Source organism: Taklimakanibacter albus, from assembly GCF_016595235.1.
In the GTDB taxonomy this organism is placed as follows: Bacteria; Pseudomonadota; Alphaproteobacteria; order Rhizobiales; family Aestuariivirgaceae; genus Taklimakanibacter; species Taklimakanibacter albus.
Genome location: NZ_JAENHL010000007.1, coordinates 1,699,003 through 1,716,844, shown reverse-complemented (window position 1 = coordinate 1,716,844; position 17,842 = coordinate 1,699,003). Strand labels below are relative to the sequence as shown.

The 17,842-nt window shown below is 63.3% G+C and carries 13 protein-coding genes; 3 read left to right on the top strand and 10 right to left on the bottom strand.

Features of this window, described 5'->3' with window-relative positions; all coding sequences use genetic code 11:
• Nucleotides 1-46: 46 nt before the first annotated feature.
• The gene (locus JHL16_RS19665; protein WP_200186540.1) at nt 47-1,177 is read right to left on the bottom strand and encodes an AI-2E family transporter; all 1,131 of its coding nucleotides are present in this window, start codon (nt 1,175-1,177) and stop codon (nt 47-49) included.
• Nucleotides 1,178-1,329: 152 nt separating this feature from the next.
• Here JHL16_RS19665 and JHL16_RS19660 point away from each other — a divergent pair, with 152 nt between their 5' ends.
• The 3 genes from JHL16_RS19660 (at nt 1,330) to mdoH (ending at nt 6,444) form a co-directional block, all read left to right on the top strand.
• On the top strand, nt 1,330-2,901 hold the full coding sequence (locus JHL16_RS19660) for an aldehyde dehydrogenase family protein (protein ID WP_200186539.1): 1,572 nt from the start codon (nt 1,330-1,332) through the stop codon (nt 2,899-2,901).
• A gap of 133 nt (nt 2,902-3,034) precedes the next feature.
• On the top strand, nt 3,035-4,579 hold the full coding sequence (locus JHL16_RS19655; protein WP_200186538.1) for an OpgD/OpgG family glucan biosynthesis protein: 1,545 nt from the start codon (nt 3,035-3,037) through the stop codon (nt 4,577-4,579).
• Nucleotides 4,564-6,444, top strand: coding sequence for a glucans biosynthesis glucosyltransferase MdoH (gene mdoH / locus JHL16_RS19650; RefSeq protein ID WP_200186537.1), 1,881 nt, complete (start codon nt 4,564-4,566; stop codon nt 6,442-6,444). The genes JHL16_RS19655 and mdoH overlap by 16 nt, the downstream gene beginning before the upstream one ends.
• On the opposite strand, the gene JHL16_RS19645 is transcribed toward mdoH, so the two are convergent.
• From JHL16_RS19645 to JHL16_RS19605, 9 genes are read right to left on the bottom strand one after another with little or no spacing between them, the layout of a single operon-like run.
• Entirely contained in the window at nt 6,410-6,838 is a 429-nt protein-coding gene (locus JHL16_RS19645; RefSeq protein WP_200186536.1) for an aconitase X swivel domain-containing protein, read from the bottom strand. The two genes, mdoH and JHL16_RS19645, sit on opposite strands and share 35 nt — an antisense overlap.
• Nucleotides 6,835-8,112, bottom strand: coding sequence for an aconitase X (locus JHL16_RS19640; protein WP_200186535.1), 1,278 nt, complete (start codon nt 8,110-8,112; stop codon nt 6,835-6,837). Before JHL16_RS19640 ends, JHL16_RS19645 begins: the two co-directional genes overlap by 4 nt.
• Nucleotides 8,109-11,558, bottom strand: a complete 3,450-nt coding sequence (locus JHL16_RS19635) for an acyl-[ACP]--phospholipid O-acyltransferase (protein WP_200186534.1) — start codon at nt 11,556-11,558, stop codon at nt 8,109-8,111. The genes JHL16_RS19640 and JHL16_RS19635 overlap by 4 nt, the downstream gene beginning before the upstream one ends.
• Nucleotides 11,559-11,581: 23 nt before the next feature.
• A complete protein-coding gene (locus JHL16_RS19630) occupies nt 11,582-12,262 on the bottom strand; it encodes an HAD family hydrolase (RefSeq protein WP_200186533.1) in 681 nt (226 codons plus the stop codon).
• Nucleotides 12,263-12,303: 41 nt separating this feature from the next.
• On the bottom strand, nt 12,304-13,911 hold the full coding sequence (locus JHL16_RS19625) for a 5-guanidino-2-oxopentanoate decarboxylase (protein WP_200186532.1): 1,608 nt from the start codon (nt 13,909-13,911) through the stop codon (nt 12,304-12,306).
• A gap of 21 nt (nt 13,912-13,932) precedes the next feature.
• Nucleotides 13,933-14,925 carry a peptide ABC transporter ATP-binding protein gene (locus JHL16_RS19620; protein ID WP_200186531.1) on the bottom strand — a complete coding sequence of 331 codons (993 nt, stop codon included), beginning with the start codon at nt 14,923-14,925 and terminating at the stop codon, nt 13,933-13,935.
• Complete coding sequence (locus JHL16_RS19615; protein ID WP_200186530.1) at nt 14,922-15,917, bottom strand: ABC transporter ATP-binding protein; 996 nt, start codon at nt 15,915-15,917, stop codon at nt 14,922-14,924. The genes JHL16_RS19620 and JHL16_RS19615 overlap by 4 nt, the downstream gene beginning before the upstream one ends.
• An 11-nt stretch (nt 15,918-15,928) precedes the next feature.
• Nucleotides 15,929-16,837 carry an ABC transporter permease subunit gene (locus tag JHL16_RS19610; protein ID WP_200186529.1) on the bottom strand — a complete coding sequence of 303 codons (909 nt, stop codon included), beginning with the start codon at nt 16,835-16,837 and terminating at the stop codon, nt 15,929-15,931.
• On the bottom strand, nt 16,827-17,840 hold the full coding sequence (locus tag JHL16_RS19605) for an ABC transporter permease subunit (RefSeq protein ID WP_200186528.1): 1,014 nt from the start codon (nt 17,838-17,840) through the stop codon (nt 16,827-16,829). The genes JHL16_RS19610 and JHL16_RS19605 overlap by 11 nt, the downstream gene beginning before the upstream one ends.
• Nucleotides 17,841-17,842 lie beyond the last annotated feature (2 nt).

The window sequence follows — 17,842 nt, the reverse complement described above, 5'->3', positions numbered from 1 at the left end:
GAAGGGCGGTCCCAGCGTCAAGATCGTGAGATCGAATGTCGCAATTTTAAGGTTGGTCCGGGCCGTTCAGGGTGTCCGTCGGGGTGTTGTTGCCGGACAGGAATTCGCCAAAATGGGCGAGGCCGGGGAAGTTGTCGCAGAAGACCTTGATCACCACCAGGATCGGGACGGCGATGAGGGCGCCGACAATGCCCCAGATCCAGCTCCAGAAAGCCAGCGAAATGAAGATCACCACGACATTGAGCTCGAGCCTGCGGCCGAGGATGAGGGGCGTGATGAAGGCGCTTTCGAATGTGTGGAAGAGCAGATAGGCGGCGGGTGGCAGGAAGGCCGGGCCGATCGAGCCGTAGGTGACCAGGGCGGCCACGAAGGTGGCGCCGACGCCAATTGCGGCGCCGACATAGGGGATGAAATTGAGCGCGGTGGCGATGGCGGCCCAGAGCAGAGGATTGGGCATGCCGAGCACCGCCATGGCGACGGCAACCGCAGCGCCGAAGCACAGATTGATGGCGGTGATGGTGAGGAGATAGCGCGACACCTCGAATTCGACATCGTGGACAAGACGCACCGAGCGCTTCTTATCGCTTAAAGTGGGCAGGATGCGCACCAGCTTGTGGAGGAACAAGTCGCCAGAGGAGAGCAGGAAAAGCACCAGCACCAGCGTCGCGCCCAATGTCGTGCTGAGGCCACCCAGCGCATTGGCAGCCCAGGCGGCGAGCCCGGGCTGGGCGACGACGACCTTCTCGGTCGGAGGACTGCCGGCATTGGACAGCTCCTCAAGCTGGGCGGAAGCGTTCATCACCCGGCGCAAGGGCTCGCGCAAAGGCGCGAAGCGCTCCTCGATGCGCTGGGCGATGGCGGGCGAGTCGGCGATCAGCTGGCTTATCGGATCGGAGAGATACAGCGCCGCCGAGCCCAGGAAAGCAAACAAGGCCAGCACCAGAAGGACCGCGGAGACCACAGAAGGAATGCCCTGGCGGCGCAGATAACGCACCATGGGCGAAAAAGTGAGGGTGACGAGAAGCGCCAGCATCACCGGCAGGAAGAAGGTGCGCGCGAAATAGAACGCGCCGACCAGGAGGATCGCAAATATTCCGATGATGGAGAAGGACACGGTCTTAGATAAATGAAGCCGCGCAACTGCCGCCGTGTCGCGGTCGACCGGACCCAAATCCATGCCTTGTTTTTCCTCTTACCCAACGGCGCTGGATCACAAACGCGCAAGGAGGAAGCGGGTTCCATGTCGCCTTTCGACCATAAGTCCAAGATGGACTTCACGGCAGCGTAAGGGCGCGCTAGCTTCGCCTTACTCTTGCGAAAGTATTCCCGATGGCGAAAGCCCTGCCACGTGTGACCTATTCCAATATCGGGGCCGATTTCGCCCCCTTGCATGACTGGCTGGACGAAGCCTTGCCCGGGTTCCGCAAATCCATGCTGGGCCAAGCCTGGCCCAATGTGATGGCGGGACGCCATGATGTGAGCGGACGCGCTTATGAAGTCCGCTGCCCTTTCGAGCGCGATCTGGTGGTGGCGCGGCTCGTCTCGGCCGACCGCAAAGCGGTTGCTGCCGCCGTGCGCGCCGGGCGCGACGCCTTTCCGGTCTGGTCGGGCATGGGCTGGAAGACGCGGGTCAAAATCTTGCGCAAATGGGCCAAGGAGATCGAGCGGCGCAAATACGAGCTCGGCATGGCCGCGCTCTACGAAGTCGGAAAGTCCAGGCTCGAAGCGGTGGGCGAGGCGGAGGAGGCGATCCATCTCGTCAATTGGTATTGCGACGAGATGGAGCGTTCGAAAGGCTTCAGCCAGCCGATGCAACGTGCCCATGTGGACGAGGAGACCACCTGCCTGCTGAAACCGGTCGGCGTCTTCGCCGTCATTTCGCCGTTCAACTTCCCGGTGGCGCTTGCCTGTAACATGCTAGGTGCGGCGCTGGTCGCCGGCAATACGGCCGTGTTCAAACCCTCGCCGCAATCGGGCCTGACCTCGGCGCTGCTGATGGAAACGGTGGAGGCCGCCGGCATTCCCTCGGGCGTGATCAATCTCATCAACGGTTCGGAAGCGGGCCCCCTTCTGGTCGATGCCGAAGGCGTCGACGGGGTCGCCTTCACCGGCACACATCAGACCGGCATGCGCATCTACCGCAAGCTCGCCTCGAGCGCCTATGCGCGGCCAGTCATTTGCGAGATGGGCGGCAAGAACCCGGCCTATGTCACGGCGACCGCCGATCTCGACATGGCGGTGGAAGGCCTGATCCGGTCGGCTTTCGGGCTCCAGGGCGAAAAATGCTCCTCCTGCTCGGTGGTCTATGTCGATGAAACGGTAAAGGAGGACTTGCTCGGGCGCCTGAAGGCCCAGGCCCAGGCGATCATCGTCGGCAATCCGGAAGACCGCCGGACCTTCATGGGGCCGCTGATCGACGAGGCGGCGGTCGAGCGCTACCAGAAGGTGGCGAAAGCGGCACGCCTCAAGGGCCGCATCATCCATGGCGGCGAGCGGCTTCCGGGGCCATTGTTCAACAAGGGGCATTTCGTGGCGCCGATGGTCGTTGCGGAACTTCCGCCCGATCATTGGATTAACAAAGACGAATTGATTCTGCCGGTCCTGTCGGTGGTGGCCGTGGGCTCCCTGGCGGAAGGCGTCGCTCTGGGTAATCGCAATGTCTATGGTCTGTGCGCGGGTCTCTATTCGGGAAGCCCCAAGGAGATCGAGACGTTTCTCGGCCTCGCCGAGGCGGGGGTGCTCTATGTCAACCGGCGCACCGGCGCCACAACCGGCGCCTGGCCGGGCGAGCAGACTTTTTGCGGCTGGAAGGGGTCGGGCATCGACGGTAAGGGCGGATTCGGGCCGTTTACCATTCCCCGCTACATGCGCGAACAAAGTCTCACCATTATGCGGGGTTAGTTCCTGTGGCAGGGCTTTACAAATCGTTCCTGGGGCTTCATGTTGCGGCGCACTTTGGGGTGCTCCCAGGTTCCAGCGACTGGCAAAAACCATGATCCGGCATGATCTTAAGCCGGCCGAGGAGTTGTGTTGAATGAGCGTTACGCGGCGTGGCATGCTGAACATGCTGCAAGGGCTTGCGGTCCTGGGTGCGGCCTCCAAGACCGGTCTGCTCGAGGCATCGGCGCAGACAGTCGAGCTTTTGGGCAAATCCGAAACATTCACCGACGACTATGTGCTGGAGCTGGCGCGGGCGCGGGCCAAGAAGCCTTTCGTCGAAGAGAAGATTCAGCTGCCGCCTGGTCTCGATAACCTCACCTATGACCAGTATCGCGACATCCGCTTCAATCCCGAGAAGTCGATCTGGCGCGGCCAGCCGCATGGCTTCTCCTTCGATCTCTTCCATTCCGGCTTCTATTACACCTCGCCGGTCGACATCTTCATCGTCGACAATGGCGAGCAGGCGAAGCTCAATTACGTCCCCGATCTCTTCACCTTCGGGCCTCTGGTGCAACAGCCCAAAGGCGACATGGACCTGCACTATGCCGGCTTCCGGCTGCGCTACCCGCTCAACAGCAAGGACTACAATGACGAGTTCTGCGTGTTCCAGGGCGCGTCCTATTTCCGCGCCATAGGCAAGGGCCATCTTTACGGGCTTTCGGCGCGCGGGCTCGCCATCGACACCGGCCAGCCCAATGGCGAGGAATTCCCGTTCTTTCGCTCCTTCTGGATCCGCACGCCGACGCCCGATGCGGTGTCGGTGGTGGTGTGGGCGCTGCTCGACAGCCCGTCCTGCACCGGCGCCTATCGCTTCACCATAAAGCCGGGCGCGGCGACGCAGATGGATGTCGAGATGACCATCTTCCCACGCCGCGACCTCGATCACGTCGGTATTGCGCCGCTCACCAGCATGTTCCTCTATGACGCGATGAATCATGTCTCCTTCGACGACTACCGTCCGGCGGTGCATGATTCAGACGGGCTGATGATGCTGACCGGGGCCGGCGAATATCTCTGGCGCCCGCTCGCCAATCCGAAGACGCTGCAGGTTTCGGCCTTCGTCGACAACAGCCCCGGCGGTTTCGGGCTGATGCAGCGCAAGCGGCAGTATGACGACTTCCTCGACCTCGAGGCTAAATATGAGAAGCGGCCGAGCCTCTGGGTGGAGCCGATCGGCGACTGGGGCCAGGGCGCGGTGGAACTCTACGAGATTCCGTCGCAGCGTGAGATCCACGACAACATCGCCGCCTTCTGGCAGCCCAAGCAGAAGCCGGCCAAGGACAGCTCCGTGTCCTTCGTCTATCGGCTCTACTGGTGCGATGAATGGCCGCTGGACCGCCAGGATTACAAGTCGATGGCGAGATTCTCCGGCGGGGGTCTCAATTTCGACCAGAACAAGCGCCTCTATGTCATCGATTTCCAGGGCGGCTCTCTCACCGGCGACGTTGTCGCTGACGTGACTGCAAGCCAAGGTACGATCAGCAATGTCGTCACCCAGCCCAATCCGCAAAGCGGCGGCGTCAGATTGTCCTTCGAAATCGATGTCGGAAGTGCTGAAATGTCCGAGTTCCGGGCGGTGCTCAAGCGCGGCCAGGAAAGAGTGAGCGAAACATGGCTCTATCGGTGGACAAAATCGTAGATATCGCGCCCAGCAAGGACGATATTCTGCCGCCGGAATCCCGGCTCGACATGCCCGTTCAGGACCTCAAGCATTGGGCTCCTGGCGGGGCCCTTTCCGCCGGTCGCGAACGCTCCAGCGTGCATTTCTACCGCTGGTTCGTTTTTTCGGCGACACTGGCCCTGACCGGCCTCGGCACTTACGAAATCTACCAGGTGATCAGCCCGGCGGATATCACCTGGCTGCAGGTGATCTTCGCCGCCCTCTTTGCGGTGACCTTCGCCTGGATCTCGTTTGCCTGCGCCGGCGCCATGCTGGGCTTTCTGTGCATGACGCGGCGGCCGCGTTACACGCTGGCCGAGCTTGGTGACACCAAACGTACGGCGCTTCTCATGCCGGTCTATCACGAGGACCCGGAAACGGTCGCCGAAGCGATGGCGCGCATGGGCCGCGCGCTCGCGCGCGAGAAAGCCGGCGACAAGTTCGACATCTTCATCCTGAGCGACAGCCGCGAAGCCGCCCATATCCGTCATGAGGCGCAGGTCTTCGCCAAATTGCGCCAGGATCTGCGCGACGACATCCAGGTCTATTACCGCCGCCGTCCCGACAATCATCACAAGAAGGCCGGCAACATCGCCGATTTCGTCACCCGCTGGGGCGGCGCCTATGAGGCGATGATCGTGCTCGACGCCGACAGCATGATGTCCGGTCCTACGCTGGTCACCCTGGCGCGCGCCATGGCGGCGGACCCCAAGGCCGGCATCATCCAGAGCCTGCCGCTGCTCCATAATCGCTGGACGCTTTATTCCCGCATGCAGCAATTCGCCGGCCGCGTTTATGGGCCGATCGTCGCCAACGGGCTCGCCGCCTGGCACGGGCGCGACGGCAATTACTGGGGCCACAACGCGATCATCCGGGTGAAGGCCTTTGCGGAATCGGCGGGCCTGCCCGAGCTCGAAGGCCGCAAGCCCTTCGGCGGCCATATCATGAGCCATGACTTCGTCGAGGCGGCGCTGATGCGCCGGTCCGGCTGGGCGGTCTATATGCTGCCGGCGCTCGGCGGGTCTTATGAAGAGACGCCGCCCAATCTGATCGAGCTCGCGGCGCGCGACCGGCGCTGGAGCCAGGGCAATCTGCAGCATATCAAGCTCCTCCATGTGAGGGGCCTGCATTGGGTGAGCCGCATCCATTTCCTGCAGGGCATCATGTCCTATCTGGCTTCGCCGCTGTGGCTGTTCCTGCTGATGACCGGTCTCGTCCTGTCGACGGTCGCCAAATATGCCCAGCCCAATTATTTTCCGGAAGGCTTCACGCTGTTTCCGGCCTGGCCGGTCTTCGATCCGGAGCGCGCGCTGCGCCTCTTCACCTTGACCATGGCGGTGCTGTTCGTGCCGAAGATCCTCGGCATCATCGCCGCCATCTTCGATCCGGTGCTGCGGCGCGGCTGCGGCGGCGTCATCGGGCTGATCAAGAGCCTGTTTGCGGAATCGATCCTTTCCGCACTGCTGTCGCCCATCATGATGATCATCCAGTCGGGCTTCGTGCTCGACATCTTCCTCGGCCGCGATTCCGGCTGGAAAGCGCAGAAGCGCACCGAGGAGGCGCCGCCCTTCAACGAGCTCCTGCACAAACATGCCTGGCATATCGTCGCCGGTCTGCTGGTCGGCGTGCTCGCTTTCCTGATCACGACGCAGACTTTCCTCTGGCTGTCGCCGATCGTGCTCGGCCTCGCTCTGTCGGCTTTCGTCTCGTGGTGGACCGGTCTCGTCTCGGTGGGCCGGCGCGCCTATGACTGGAACATCTTCCGGATTCCGGAGGAATCGAATCCGGTCTCCGACAGTGTCGATGGGGCTAACCGGGAAAAGAATCTCGCGGCAGCGGAGTGATCTTTCCATCGCCGGAGATGGCGAGCGCCGCGTGCCGGGCGAGTTCGGCATAATCCGCCGCCGTCACCGCCAGCACCGGGCAGGTCTTTCCGTATAACGCTTCCGCGACCTCCGCGCCGATCGCGAGATTGATGTCCGGCTTGACGAGGATGATGGCCGAAGGCGCCGTGCCGAGCCGGATCGCTTCCGCCATGCCGCCGGGTGCGGTGCCGGAGCCGCGTGTCTCGCGCATCATCAGGATCGTGCCGGTGATGCATGATCCGCATTGCGGATGATGGATGTCGATGATCCGCCCGGTACGCGGATCGAAAGCGCCCCAGAAGCTCAAAGGCGCATCGAGAGCGAGAACGCGCCCGTGCGCTTCGCCGCCGTGAAGGATGCGCGCTTGGATCATAGGCCGTTCGCCCATAGTTGCGGATCGCGCCACACCTCACCCCGGACGGCGCTTTCGACACATTCGGCGAGGCTGCCGAAGCAGACTTCGACACCCAGCATGCCGGGCGCGTAATAGGCCCATTTCGCGGCATTGGTCATGATGCGGCCGCGGCAGCGGCGCACCGCCGGCGAATAATAAGTGCAGGTGTCGGCGATGACGGTGGCGCCGAAGGCTTCGAGCTCGGCGATCCAGCCGCGCTTTGCCGCCTCGTCGCGTATATGGCGGCTGGTCGAGACGTAAAAAGCGAGACCGGGGCTCGCTTTTCGCCCCGCGACGAGTGGCGCCAGTCTTTCGAATTCGGTCAGTGAGAAATGCGGCGTGCCGAGTGCCACCATATCGAGCGGACCGTCCTTGGCGCTGGTCAGATCGCGGCGCGCCTGCGCAAGAGACTCGGGCGTGACCTCGAAGATGTGTTCGGGCGCATGGCCCTGGAAGGCATCATCCTGCGTCGCGGCTTCCGGCGTCACGCCGACGGCGTGCCACATCTCGACGCCACCCGCGGAAGCGGCCGCGGCGGCCAGCGCCTTCAGCGAATCCGCCGTCTCCTGCGGCGGCAGGCCGGAGATCACCGGAATGGCCTGGCCTGCGAGCTTGCCGACATGATGGCCGAGCAGATGATAGAAGATGTTCTCAGCTTTCCAGCCGTCGGGAACGGCCTCGGTGCGGATGAGGAGACGGCCGCGCCGGCCTTCGTCGCGATGGAGGCCGGCATAGGGCGCCTTGCCGATGAGCGCGCAGGCGACATCGAGATAATCGCCATATTTGTTGGTCCGCGCGCCGATGACGGCGTTGTAGAAAGACACCGCATTGGATTCCCCGGCGACGATCTGATCGCCGAATTGCGGTCCGCCCGGCAGCTGATAGGGCGCGCAGGTCCACACCGGCCGGCAGCCGAGCTTCTCATAAAGCTGCATCAGCTTGCGCGCACCCTTGACCATTTGCGGGTCGCTCGCTTCGGGCCGGATGTCGGGATCGGTGAGGCTCACCACGCCATTATTGGTCCAGGCGGGAATGCTGAGCTTCGCGCCGTGATCGAGGAGATACTGGGCGAAATCGACATGCGCCTCGCCGCTATAGAAGCAGGCATCGATATGGGCGAAGGAGACCGGGATCAGCTCGCGGGCGCCCAATATCCCGGCGGCTTTCAGGACGAGCCGCATCGCGAGCCGCATGGCCGGGCCGTGTGCGCCGTCGAGGCAGGCCCGGTCGCGGTCGTCGAGCGCCAGGCTCACGAGGGGAATTTCTCCCGTGCCAGCTTGTTGAGCGTCACATAATCCGTCTTGCCGGTGCCGAGGATCGGAATGGCGTCCAGCGGCACGATGATCCGGGGCGTCATCAGCTCGGTCACGCCGAAATTCTTGAAGGCGTCGGACAGGCCGGTGCGGTCGAGCTTCTGATGCGTCGAGAAGAGCACCAGCTGTTCGCCCTTCTTCGGATCGGGAATGGCGACCACGGCATGGACATGATCGGGGAAAGCTTCCTGCACATGGCTTTCGACGGCGGCGAGCGAGACCATCTCGCCGGCGATCTTGGAGAAGCGCTTGGCGCGGCCCTGGATGGTGATGTAGCGGCGCGGATCGACGGTGACGATGTCGCCGGTGTCGTACCAGCCTTCGGGTGGCGGCTCGATCAAACCGGGCTTTTCGGCGCGCAGATAGCCCAGCATGATATTGGGGCCTTTCACATGCAGCCGGCCGCCTTCGGTGATGCCCTCGATGGTCTCGAGCCGGTAGTCGATGCCGTCGAACAGGCGCCCGACCGAGCCGGCGCGATAATGGATGGGTGTATTGACGGCGAGCACCGGCGCGCATTCGGTGACGCCGTAACCCTCGAGAATACGCAGGCCGAATATGTCCATGTAAGTCTGGCGCGTCTCGGGGCGCACCCGCTCGGCGCCCGCCACCACGAAGCGTATCTTGTAGAAATCATATGGATGCGCGTTGCGGGCATAGCCGGTGAGGAAAGTGTCGGTGCCGAAGAGCACCGTCGCGTTGATGTCGTAGACCAGCTCGGGGATGATCTTGTAATGCAGAGGTGACGGATAGAGGAAGGTGCGCACGCCCGCGAGCACCGGAAGAAGCGTGCCGGCATTGAGCCCGAATGTATGGAACATCGGCATCGGGTTGAAGACGATGTCCTGTGGTGTGAAGTCGATGCGGGCCGCCGCTTGGTGGCGATTGGCCTGCAGATTGTTGTGCGAGAGCACGACGCCTTTGGGGGTTCCTTCCGAGCCCGAGGTGAAGACGATGGCCGCCGGCGCATCGGCATCGGGATTGTAGCCGAGTTTCTTGAGCGCGCCTTTCGGGAAGTGGCTGGACCACAGACCGTAGAGCTTGTCGCCGAGACCTATTTGTGCGCGCACATCCTCGATCCAGATGATCTTCGCCTGCTTTTCGAGCAGCGCCACCGCATCGCCAAAGTCGCCCGCCTCGACGAAACGGCGCGAGGTGATGACGGTCTTCACCTCGGCGGTGCGGCAGGCGGCCGCCATATTGATGGCGCCCGTCGAGTAGTTGAGAAGCGCCGGCACGCGGCCCGACGCATAGAGCGCGAACAGCGTGATGAAGCAGCCGGCGGCGCTCGGCAGCAGCACGGCGACATTCTTCTCGCCCGGAGTCAGTCCGGCGAGGCGACGGCCGAGGATGAAGCTGCCCAGCACGATACGGTCATAGGTGAGCGGCGTGCGCTGGATGTCCTCGAGGATCTCGTGCTTCTTGCCGTGGATGTGGCGGGCTTCGAGGAGCGACTGGAACAGCGTCTCGTTCTTGAAGCTGGTGCGGAACATCATGTCGGTCATGATGTCGTAAGTCCGGTCGGCGAGATATTCGCGCAATGCCCCGCTCTTCAGATCGGCCGGTGCATTGATCTTAACCGGTGGCAAGAAGGTCAAGGTGATCTTGGGGAACCAGCGGATGCGCAGTTTGCCCTTCATCAGCGAGAAGGGCGTGTATTGCGCGCCGTCGATGCGGATGGGCAGGATTTTCGCGCCGGCGAGATGGGCGATGACGCCGGGACCTTCATAGATCTTCATCAGCGAGCCGGTGCGGGTGATGCGGCCTTCCGGGAAGATCACCACCTTGCGGCCGCGTTTCAGCCCGTTGGCGAGCGTCTTGATCGCCATCGGATTGCTGGGATCGATGGGCAGGAGGTCGAAGAGCTGGAAGGCCGGCTTCACCCACCAGCGATCGGCGATGCGGGTGTTGATGGCGAACTGGCAGCGCTCCGGCAGGAAAGCCGAAATCAGCGGGCCGTCGAGGAAGGAGGTGTGATTGGATATGATCAGCGCCTTGCGCCCGGCCTTGGCGAAGTTCTCGAAGCCTTTGATCTCGACGCGATAGAACAGATAGAACAGGCGGCGCGCGATATAGGCGGCAAGCTCCTGCGGCAGGAGGCGGCAGATCCAGATGGCGGCGATGGCATTGGCGAGGCCGACCACCAGGAACAGCCCGCGCACCGAAAGCCCGGCGTCGAGCAGCACATAAGAGAGGATCGTCGCCGCGGTCATGAACACCGCGTTGACGATGTTGTTGGCGGCAATCACCCGGGCGCGCTTCTGGGGCGACGAGCGCGCCTGGACCAGCGCATAAAGCGGTACGGCGAAAAGGCCGGCGCACAGCGCGATGGCGGCGAGATCGACCAGCACGCGCCAGCCGGAGAAGCTCGAGATGAGATCGATCGGCGTGCGCAGCGCGCTCGCATCGCTCGAGCGTAAGGCGCCGGTGGCGAAATAGAGATCGATGATGAACAGAGTGATCAGGATGGCGGCGATCGGCACATATTTGACCGATACCTCACCTTTGAGCAGCCGGTTGGTGACGATGGAGCCGACACCGATCGCCACGGTGAAGGCGGCGATGATGAGGCTCGCCACCGTTTCATTGGCGTGCAGTTCGGTCTGGGTGAAAAGCGGAATCTGGGTGAGGAAGATGACGCCCAGGAACCAGAACCAGGAGATGCCGAGAATGGCGAGGAAGACGTCGCCGCGCTCGCGCGCAATGCCGATCATGCGCCAGGTTTCCTGGGCGAGATTGGCGTTGAGCTTGAGCTCGGGCTGAGGTGCGGGTGCCGCCGGAATCTGCCGGGCGCTCAGATAGGCCATGACCGAAAGGCCGATCATCACCACGCTTACCCAATGGCGGCCCCATTCGGAGCTGATGGCGAAACTGCCGAACAGCGTGCCGAGCAGGATCGACAGGAAGGTGCCCATCTCGATCAGGCCGTTGCCGCCGAGAAGCTCCTGGCGCTCGAGATGCTGTGGCAGGATCGAATATTTGATCGGGCCGAAAAAGGCCGACTGGGTGCCGGTCAGGAAGACGACGAGGAGCTGCAGCCAGATCTGGTCGGTGAACAGGCTGAAGGAGGCCAGCGCCACGATGGCGATCTCGACGAATTTGATACGCTGCGCCAGCATCGCCTTGTCGAACTTGTCGGCGATCTGGCCGGCCAAGGCCGAGAACAGAAAGAAAGGCAGGATCAGGAGGCCGGCGGAGAGGGTGTTGAGAAGGCCGGCATGGCCTTCGGCGAAACCGAGCCTGGGCCCCAGATCGTAGATGAGCAGGATGGAGAGGGCATAACGGAAGGCATTGTCGTTGAAGGCGCCGATGGCCTGGGCAACGAACAGCGGCAGGAAGCGCCTGGTGCGCAACAGCGCGAATTGATTGGGATGCCCAGTATCCATATGGAGCCCGATTTCCTTCCGATTCAGATGTTGAGCGCGTCTTTTATATGTTTCAGCGTATCCCGGTGATGATTGCAAATACGCTCCGCCCCGGCCGCCGCCAGCCGCCGGGTCTTGGCCGGATCGACGGAAAAGCCGATGAAATGCACGTTATTGGCGAGCCCGGCTTCGACGTCGTTGAGATTGTCGCCGATAAAGACGATGCGCTCGCGCGGCAAGTTCAGGGTTTTTATGGCGCGGGCCAGAATTTCGCGCTTGGCGCCGCCGCCATTGGCGCCGAAGCCGAGATCTTTCAGCCCGTCCCACAGGCCGCAAGCGGCGAGCCTCCGGGCGGCGACTTCGAGGAGATTGGCGGTCGCGATACCAAGCCTGGCCTTGCCGGCGAGACCGGCAAGCAGCTCCGCCGCGCCAGACACCGTCTCAGGGGTAAGGCGTTTCTGCCGGAGATTCGCATCCATATAGCCAATATAGGTATCGATGACCGCGCGATGCTCCTGTGGCGTCGGCGCCCGGCCGAAATGCCCTTCGAGAATCTCCAGAATGATGTCCTCGTCATTGCGGATGCGATAGCCATCCCAGTCGCGCGACAGGCCGGTCAGGCCGTGCAGCTCGGCAAAGGGCCAAAAAAAAGCGTCTTCCTCAGGCCTTGTCAGATCGAGCAGGACCCCGTCGACATCGAAGATGACGGCCGCGTCAGTGCGCATCGGCGTGTCCGAAAACCGCACGCACTTTTCGGGCCGATGCGCTAGCCATTCAACATGCGCGGCGTCATTTCGATCAGGGTCGGGCCGTCGGCCTTGAGCGCGCGGCCGATGGCCTCGGCGAGGCTTTTGAGCGAGTCGGGTTTCTCGGCGTTGCAGCGATAGGCCTTGGCGAGCGCCTGGAAGTCCGGATTGATCAAGGTGACGGCATTGGGCTGAATGCCCTTGTTCACCATGTCGTCGCGGATCTGGCCGAGCGCGTCGTTGTTCCACATCAGGATGATGAGCGGCAGCTTGTGCTCGGCCGCGGTGCCGAGCTCGTTGATCGTATATTGGATGCCGTAATCGCCGATCATCACCGCGACCGGCTTGTCGGGGGTGCCGAATTTGGCGCCGATGCCTGCCGGCAATGCGAAGCCGAGCGTGCCGAAGCCCACCGGATGCAGCCAGGTGCGCGGCTCATAGACCGGGAAGATCTCATTGGCCGCATAGGCGATCTGCGTCATGTCGGAAGCGATCACCGTCTCGCGCGGGAGATTTGCCCGGATGACGGCCAGGACCTGGCGCAGCATCTTGCGCAAGGCGTCGTCCTCAGCCGGCTCGGCTGAGAGAATGTCGGCGATCTTCTTTTCGCTCGCCTTGCGGCGCGCCGAATGATCGGCGGCGGGCAGGGCCGCCAGGATGCAATCGAGCGCCGATGCGGCATCCGCCAGGATGGCGATCTCGGCGGCATGCGGGCGCGCCAATACCATCGGGTCGAGATCGATGCGGATGAGGCCCTTGCTCAGATGGAAGCCCGATTCCCAGAAGTCGGTCTCCGACAATTCCGAGCCGGCGCACAGAATGACATCGGCTTCCTGCAGGAGCTTGCGGCCCGAAGCCGAGGCGAGGCGGTAGCCGAGGCAGAGCGGATGATCGCCCGGAGCAGTGCCCTTGCCGGCGGTGGTGGTGAGGATGGGAGCGCCGAGCTTCTCGGCGATGGCGAGAGCCGCCATGCCGGCGCCTTGCGCGCCGCCGCCCAGAAGCACCAGCGGTGATTTCGCGTTGCTGAGAAGGGTCGCGGCCTCGCGGATCTGGTCGGCATCGGCCTGCGGAAGCTTCGGCGTCTTATGCGCCGTCCAGCCGGGGCCTGAGGGATATTTCAGGAGATCGAGCGGCAGCTCGAGATAAGCGGGACGGGGCCGCCTGGAGGCAAAGGCCGAGAAGGCGCGCGCCACGCCATCGCGCACATCCTGCGGCGTATAGGCCCGCACCGTGAGATCGGTGATCGTCTGGGCGGCGCCGAGCTGGCTTTGCATCTCATGCAGGCGACCGCGGCCTTGCGCGCTGTCGGTGATGTCGAGGGCGGATGAGATGCAGAAGACCGGGCTCGAATCCGACCAGGACTGGCCGAGCGGCGTCATGATGTTGGTGAGGCCCGGGCCGGTGATGGTGAAGCAGACGCCGGGCTTGCCGGTGGCGCGCGCATAGCCGTCGGCCATGAAGCCGGCGCCTTGCTCATGGCGCACCAGCACATGGTTGATCTTGGAGCGCGGCAGTGCCCGGTACATCTCGACATTGTGAACGCCCGGAATGCCGAAGATGGTGTCGACGCCATAGGATTCGAGCAGGCCGACAAGAGCTTCGCCGGTCGAGTGTTCAGCGCGGGACATTCCGTTCTCCGATATTTGACGTCAGGCCGCCTTGGGCGCGGCCTCGGGCTTGTTCACGGCATGGCATGCCACAAGGCTTGCCTCATGCGCAAGCAGCTCCGGCCTGTTGACGCGGCAGAGGTCGAAGGCGAGCGGGCAGCGGGGATTGAAGGCGCAACCGGAAGGCGGGTTGAGCGGCGAGGGCAATTCGCCCTTGAGCACGATGCGCTCGCGCTTGCGCTCGGGATCCGCCATCGGCGTCGCCGACAGCAAGGCGCGCGTATAGGGATGCTGCGGATTGCGGAAAATGTCGTCGCGGGTGCCATATTCGACGGCGCGGCCGAGATACATGACCATCACGTCATTGGCGATATGGCGCACCACCGAGAGGTCGTGGCTGATGAACAGGAAAGCGAGATTGAGCCGTTCCTGGATCTCGGCGATGAGATTGAGCACCTGCGCCTGAATCGACACGTCGAGCGCCGAGACGGGCTCGTCCAGCACCAGGATGTCGGGATCGAGCATCAAGGCGCGGGCGATGGCGATGCGCTGACGCTGGCCGCCCGAGAACATATGCGGGTAGCGCTCATAATGCTCAGGCCTGAGGCCCACGCTCGCCATCATGGCGCGCGCCTTCTCGGAACGCTCCTTGGCCGAGAGATTGGTGTTGACGAGCAGCGGCTCCTCCAGCGCATGACCGATGCGCTGGCGCGGGTTGAGCGAGCCATACGGGTTCTGGAAGACGATCTGCACCTTGGAGCGTAAGGCGCGCAAGGTTTCCTTGGAAGCGCCGGCGATCTCGTTGCCGGAGATCCTGAGCGAGCCCGAGGTCGGCGTCTCGATCATGGTGACGAGGCGGGCCAAGGTGGACTTGCCGCAGCCCGATTCACCGACGACAGCCAGCGTCTTGCCGCGCTCGACGGTGAAGCTCGTGCCATCGAGCGCCTTGAGCGTCGCCGAGTCGCGGAAGGCGCCGCGCGAGACTTCGTAATAGCGGGTGAGATCGCGCGCGACGAGAACGGGTTCGCTGCTCATGCGGCTTTCTCCTTGCCGGGATGACCGAGCGCCACGCCGTCCTTCAGCGGATAGTGGCAGAGCGCATTGCCGAGATCCTTCTGCTGCGGCGGCACCTGCGTGCGGCAGAGCTGTGTGGCGTAGGCGCAGCGCGGTGAGAACAGGCAGCCCTGCGGCCGGTCGAACTGGCCGGGCACCATGCCCGGGATCGAGGGCAGGCGTTTCATATGGGCGCGTTCGGGCAGTGCGGCGAGCAGGGCGGCGGTATAGGGGTGGTGCGGGTCCTTGAACAGTCCCTTGACCGGCTGCTCTTCGACCTTCTGGCCGGCATATTGCACCGACACCCGCTCGGCGGTCTCGGCGACGACGCCCATCGAATGGGTGATGAGCACGAGGCCCATGCCGGTGTCGCGCTGAATCTTGAGCAGCAGATCGAGGATCTGCGCCTGGATGGTCACGTCGAGCGCGGTTGTCGGCTCGTCGGCGATCAGGAGCTTCGGATTGCAGGAGATCGCCATGGCGATCATCACGCGCTGGTTCATGCCGCCCGACAATTGATGCGGGTAGGAATTGAGCCGGGTCTCGGGCGCCGGAATGCCGACCTGACGCAGAAGCTCGACGGCGCGTGCATTGCGCTGCGCCTTGTCCATGTTCATATGCGTCTTCAGCGCCTCGGTGAGCTGGTAGCCGACCTTGAAACAGGGATTGAGGCTCGACATCGGTTCCTGGAAAATCATCGCGATGTCCTTGCCGATGATCTTGCGGCGCTCGGCTTTGCCCATGCCGAGCAGGTCGCGCCCCTCGAAATGCATGCGATCGGCGGTGACCTTCGCCGTCCAGGGCAAAAGGCCCATCACCGCCAGCATGGAGACCGACTTGCCGGAGCCCGATTCACCGACAATGGCGAGCACCTCGCGGGCATCGACCGTGAAGGAGACGCCGTCGACGGCGCGGAACCAGCCGCTGCCGGTCTTGAATTCGACGGTGAGATTCTGGATTTCGAGTAGGGACATGATTAGGCCTCTCAGCTCTTCTTGAGCCGGGGATCGAGCGCGTCACGCAAGCCGTCGCCCATGAGGTTGATGGCGAGCACGGTGATCAGGATGGCGATGCCAGGCAGCGCCATGACCCAGGGATGCGACGTGATGAGGTCGCGCGAATCGGCGAGCATGGAGCCCCATTCGGGCGTCGGCGGCTGGGCGCCGAGGCCGAGGAATCCCAGGGCCGCGGCCTCGAGAATGGCATCGCAGACTCCCAAGGCGGCCTGCACGATGAGCGGTGGCAGGCAGTTGGGCAGCACCGTCACGAACATCAGCCGCCACGGGCCGACGCCCGACACTTTCGCGGCGGTGACATAGTCCTTCGACAATTCGGTCAAGGCGGAGGCGCGCACCAGGCGCACATAACGCGGCAGATAGACGACGGTCACCGCGACGATCGTGTTGGTCAGATTGGGGCCGATGATGGCGACGATGAGGATGGCGAGCACCAGGCTCGGGATCGACATGATGAGATCCATGATGCGCAGGATGATCACATCGGTGACGCCGCCGAACCAGGCCGAGGCAAGGCCGAGCACGACGCCGCAGATCATCGAGACCACCATCACCGATAGACCGATGAACAGCGAGATGCGGCTGCCATACATCAGGCGCGAGAGCATGTCGCGGCCGAGCGCGTCGGTGCCGAGCGGATAGGTCCAGCTGCCGCCGTCGACCCAGATCGGCGGCAATTTGGTGAAGCCGCGGAATTGCTCGAGGGGATCATGCGGCGCCAGCACATGGGCGAAGATCGCCACGAAGATGACGAACACCACCACCACGAGCCCCATAACGGCGCCGCGATTCTCGCGGAAGGAGCGCCAGAAGGACAAGAGCGGGCTTGGCGGTGCTGTGGGCCCCGCGACGGCGGGAAGGCTTGCGTCAACGGGCATGGCGGATTCTCGGATTGATGAGGCCATAGGTCAGGTCGACCAGCAGATTGACCACGATGACGATGCTCGAGATGAGCATGATGCCGCCCTGCAGGGCGGGATAGTCGCGCCGGCCGATCGATTCGATCAGCCATTTGCCCACCCCCGGCCAGGAGAAGATGGTTTCGGTGAGGACGGCGCCGGCGAGCAGCGAGCCGACCGACAGGCCGATCACGGTGACGACCGGGATCAGCGCGTTGCGCAAGGCATGGATGCCGATGACACGATACGGGGCGAGGCCCTTGGCGCGGGCGGTGCGCACATAGTCCTCTTCCAGCACTTCCAGCATGGAAGAGCGCGTCATGCGCGCGATGACGGCGAGCGGCACGGTGCCGAGCACGATGGTCGGCAAGATGAGATGGCGCACCGCGTCGAGGAAGGCGCCCTTCTCGCCCGAGAGCAGACTGTCGATCAGCATGAAGCCGGTGACCGAGGGATAGTAATAATTGATGAGATCGACGCGGCCCGATACCGGGGTCAAGCCCAGTGTGTTCGACATCACCAGAATGAGAATGAGGCCCCACCAGAAGATCGGCATGGAATAGCCGGTGAGTGCCAGGCCCATGAGCGACTGATCATAGACGCCGCCGCGGCGCGAGGCGGCGATCACGCCGGCCGGAACGCCGATGAGAATGGCGAAGAGCAGTGCGCAGATGGACAATTCGACGGTGGCGGGGAACAAGGTGAGAAATTCCTGCAGCACCGGATTCTTGGTGATGATCGAGACGCCGAAATCGCCATGCAGCAGGCCCCAGGCATAGTCGGCGAATTGTTTCAGGATCGGCTGGTCGAGACCCATCTCATGGCGCAGTTCCGCCAGCCGTTCGGGCGATATTCCGCGCTCGCCGCGGCGTACCTCGATCGGGTCGCCCGGCACCAGACGGATCATCATGAATGTGACGAACATCAGTGCCAGGAATGTCGGCACAGTCAGCGCCAGCCGGCGCAGCAGAAATCTGAACATGG

Bases quoted from the DNA above. Each gene is read 5' to 3' on its own strand.
- JHL16_RS19665 (WP_200186540.1), bottom strand. From the start codon at position 1,177: ATGGATTTGGGTCCGGTCGACCGCGACACGGCGGCAGTTGCGCGGCTT.
- JHL16_RS19660 (WP_200186539.1), top strand. From the start codon at position 1,330: ATGGCGAAAGCCCTGCCACGTGTGACCTATTCCAATATCGGGGCCGAT.
- JHL16_RS19655 (WP_200186538.1), top strand. From the start codon at position 3,035: ATGAGCGTTACGCGGCGTGGCATGCTGAACATGCTGCAAGGGCTTGCG.
- JHL16_RS19645 (WP_200186536.1), bottom strand. From the start codon at position 6,838: ATGATCCAAGCGCGCATCCTTCACGGCGGCGAAGCGCACGGGCGCGTT.
- JHL16_RS19635 (WP_200186534.1), bottom strand. From the start codon at position 11,558: ATGGATACTGGGCATCCCAATCAATTCGCGCTGTTGCGCACCAGGCGC.
- JHL16_RS19630 (WP_200186533.1), bottom strand. From the start codon at position 12,262: ATGCGCACTGACGCGGCCGTCATCTTCGATGTCGACGGGGTCCTGCTC.
- JHL16_RS19625 (WP_200186532.1), bottom strand. From the start codon at position 13,911: ATGTCCCGCGCTGAACACTCGACCGGCGAAGCTCTTGTCGGCCTGCTC.
- JHL16_RS19620 (WP_200186531.1), bottom strand. From the start codon at position 14,925: ATGAGCAGCGAACCCGTTCTCGTCGCGCGCGATCTCACCCGCTATTAC.
- JHL16_RS19615 (WP_200186530.1), bottom strand. From the start codon at position 15,917: ATGTCCCTACTCGAAATCCAGAATCTCACCGTCGAATTCAAGACCGGC.
- JHL16_RS19610 (WP_200186529.1), bottom strand. From the start codon at position 16,837: ATGCCCGTTGACGCAAGCCTTCCCGCCGTCGCGGGGCCCACAGCACCG.
- JHL16_RS19605 (WP_200186528.1), bottom strand. From the start codon at position 17,840: ATGTTCAGATTTCTGCTGCGCCGGCTGGCGCTGACTGTGCCGACATTC.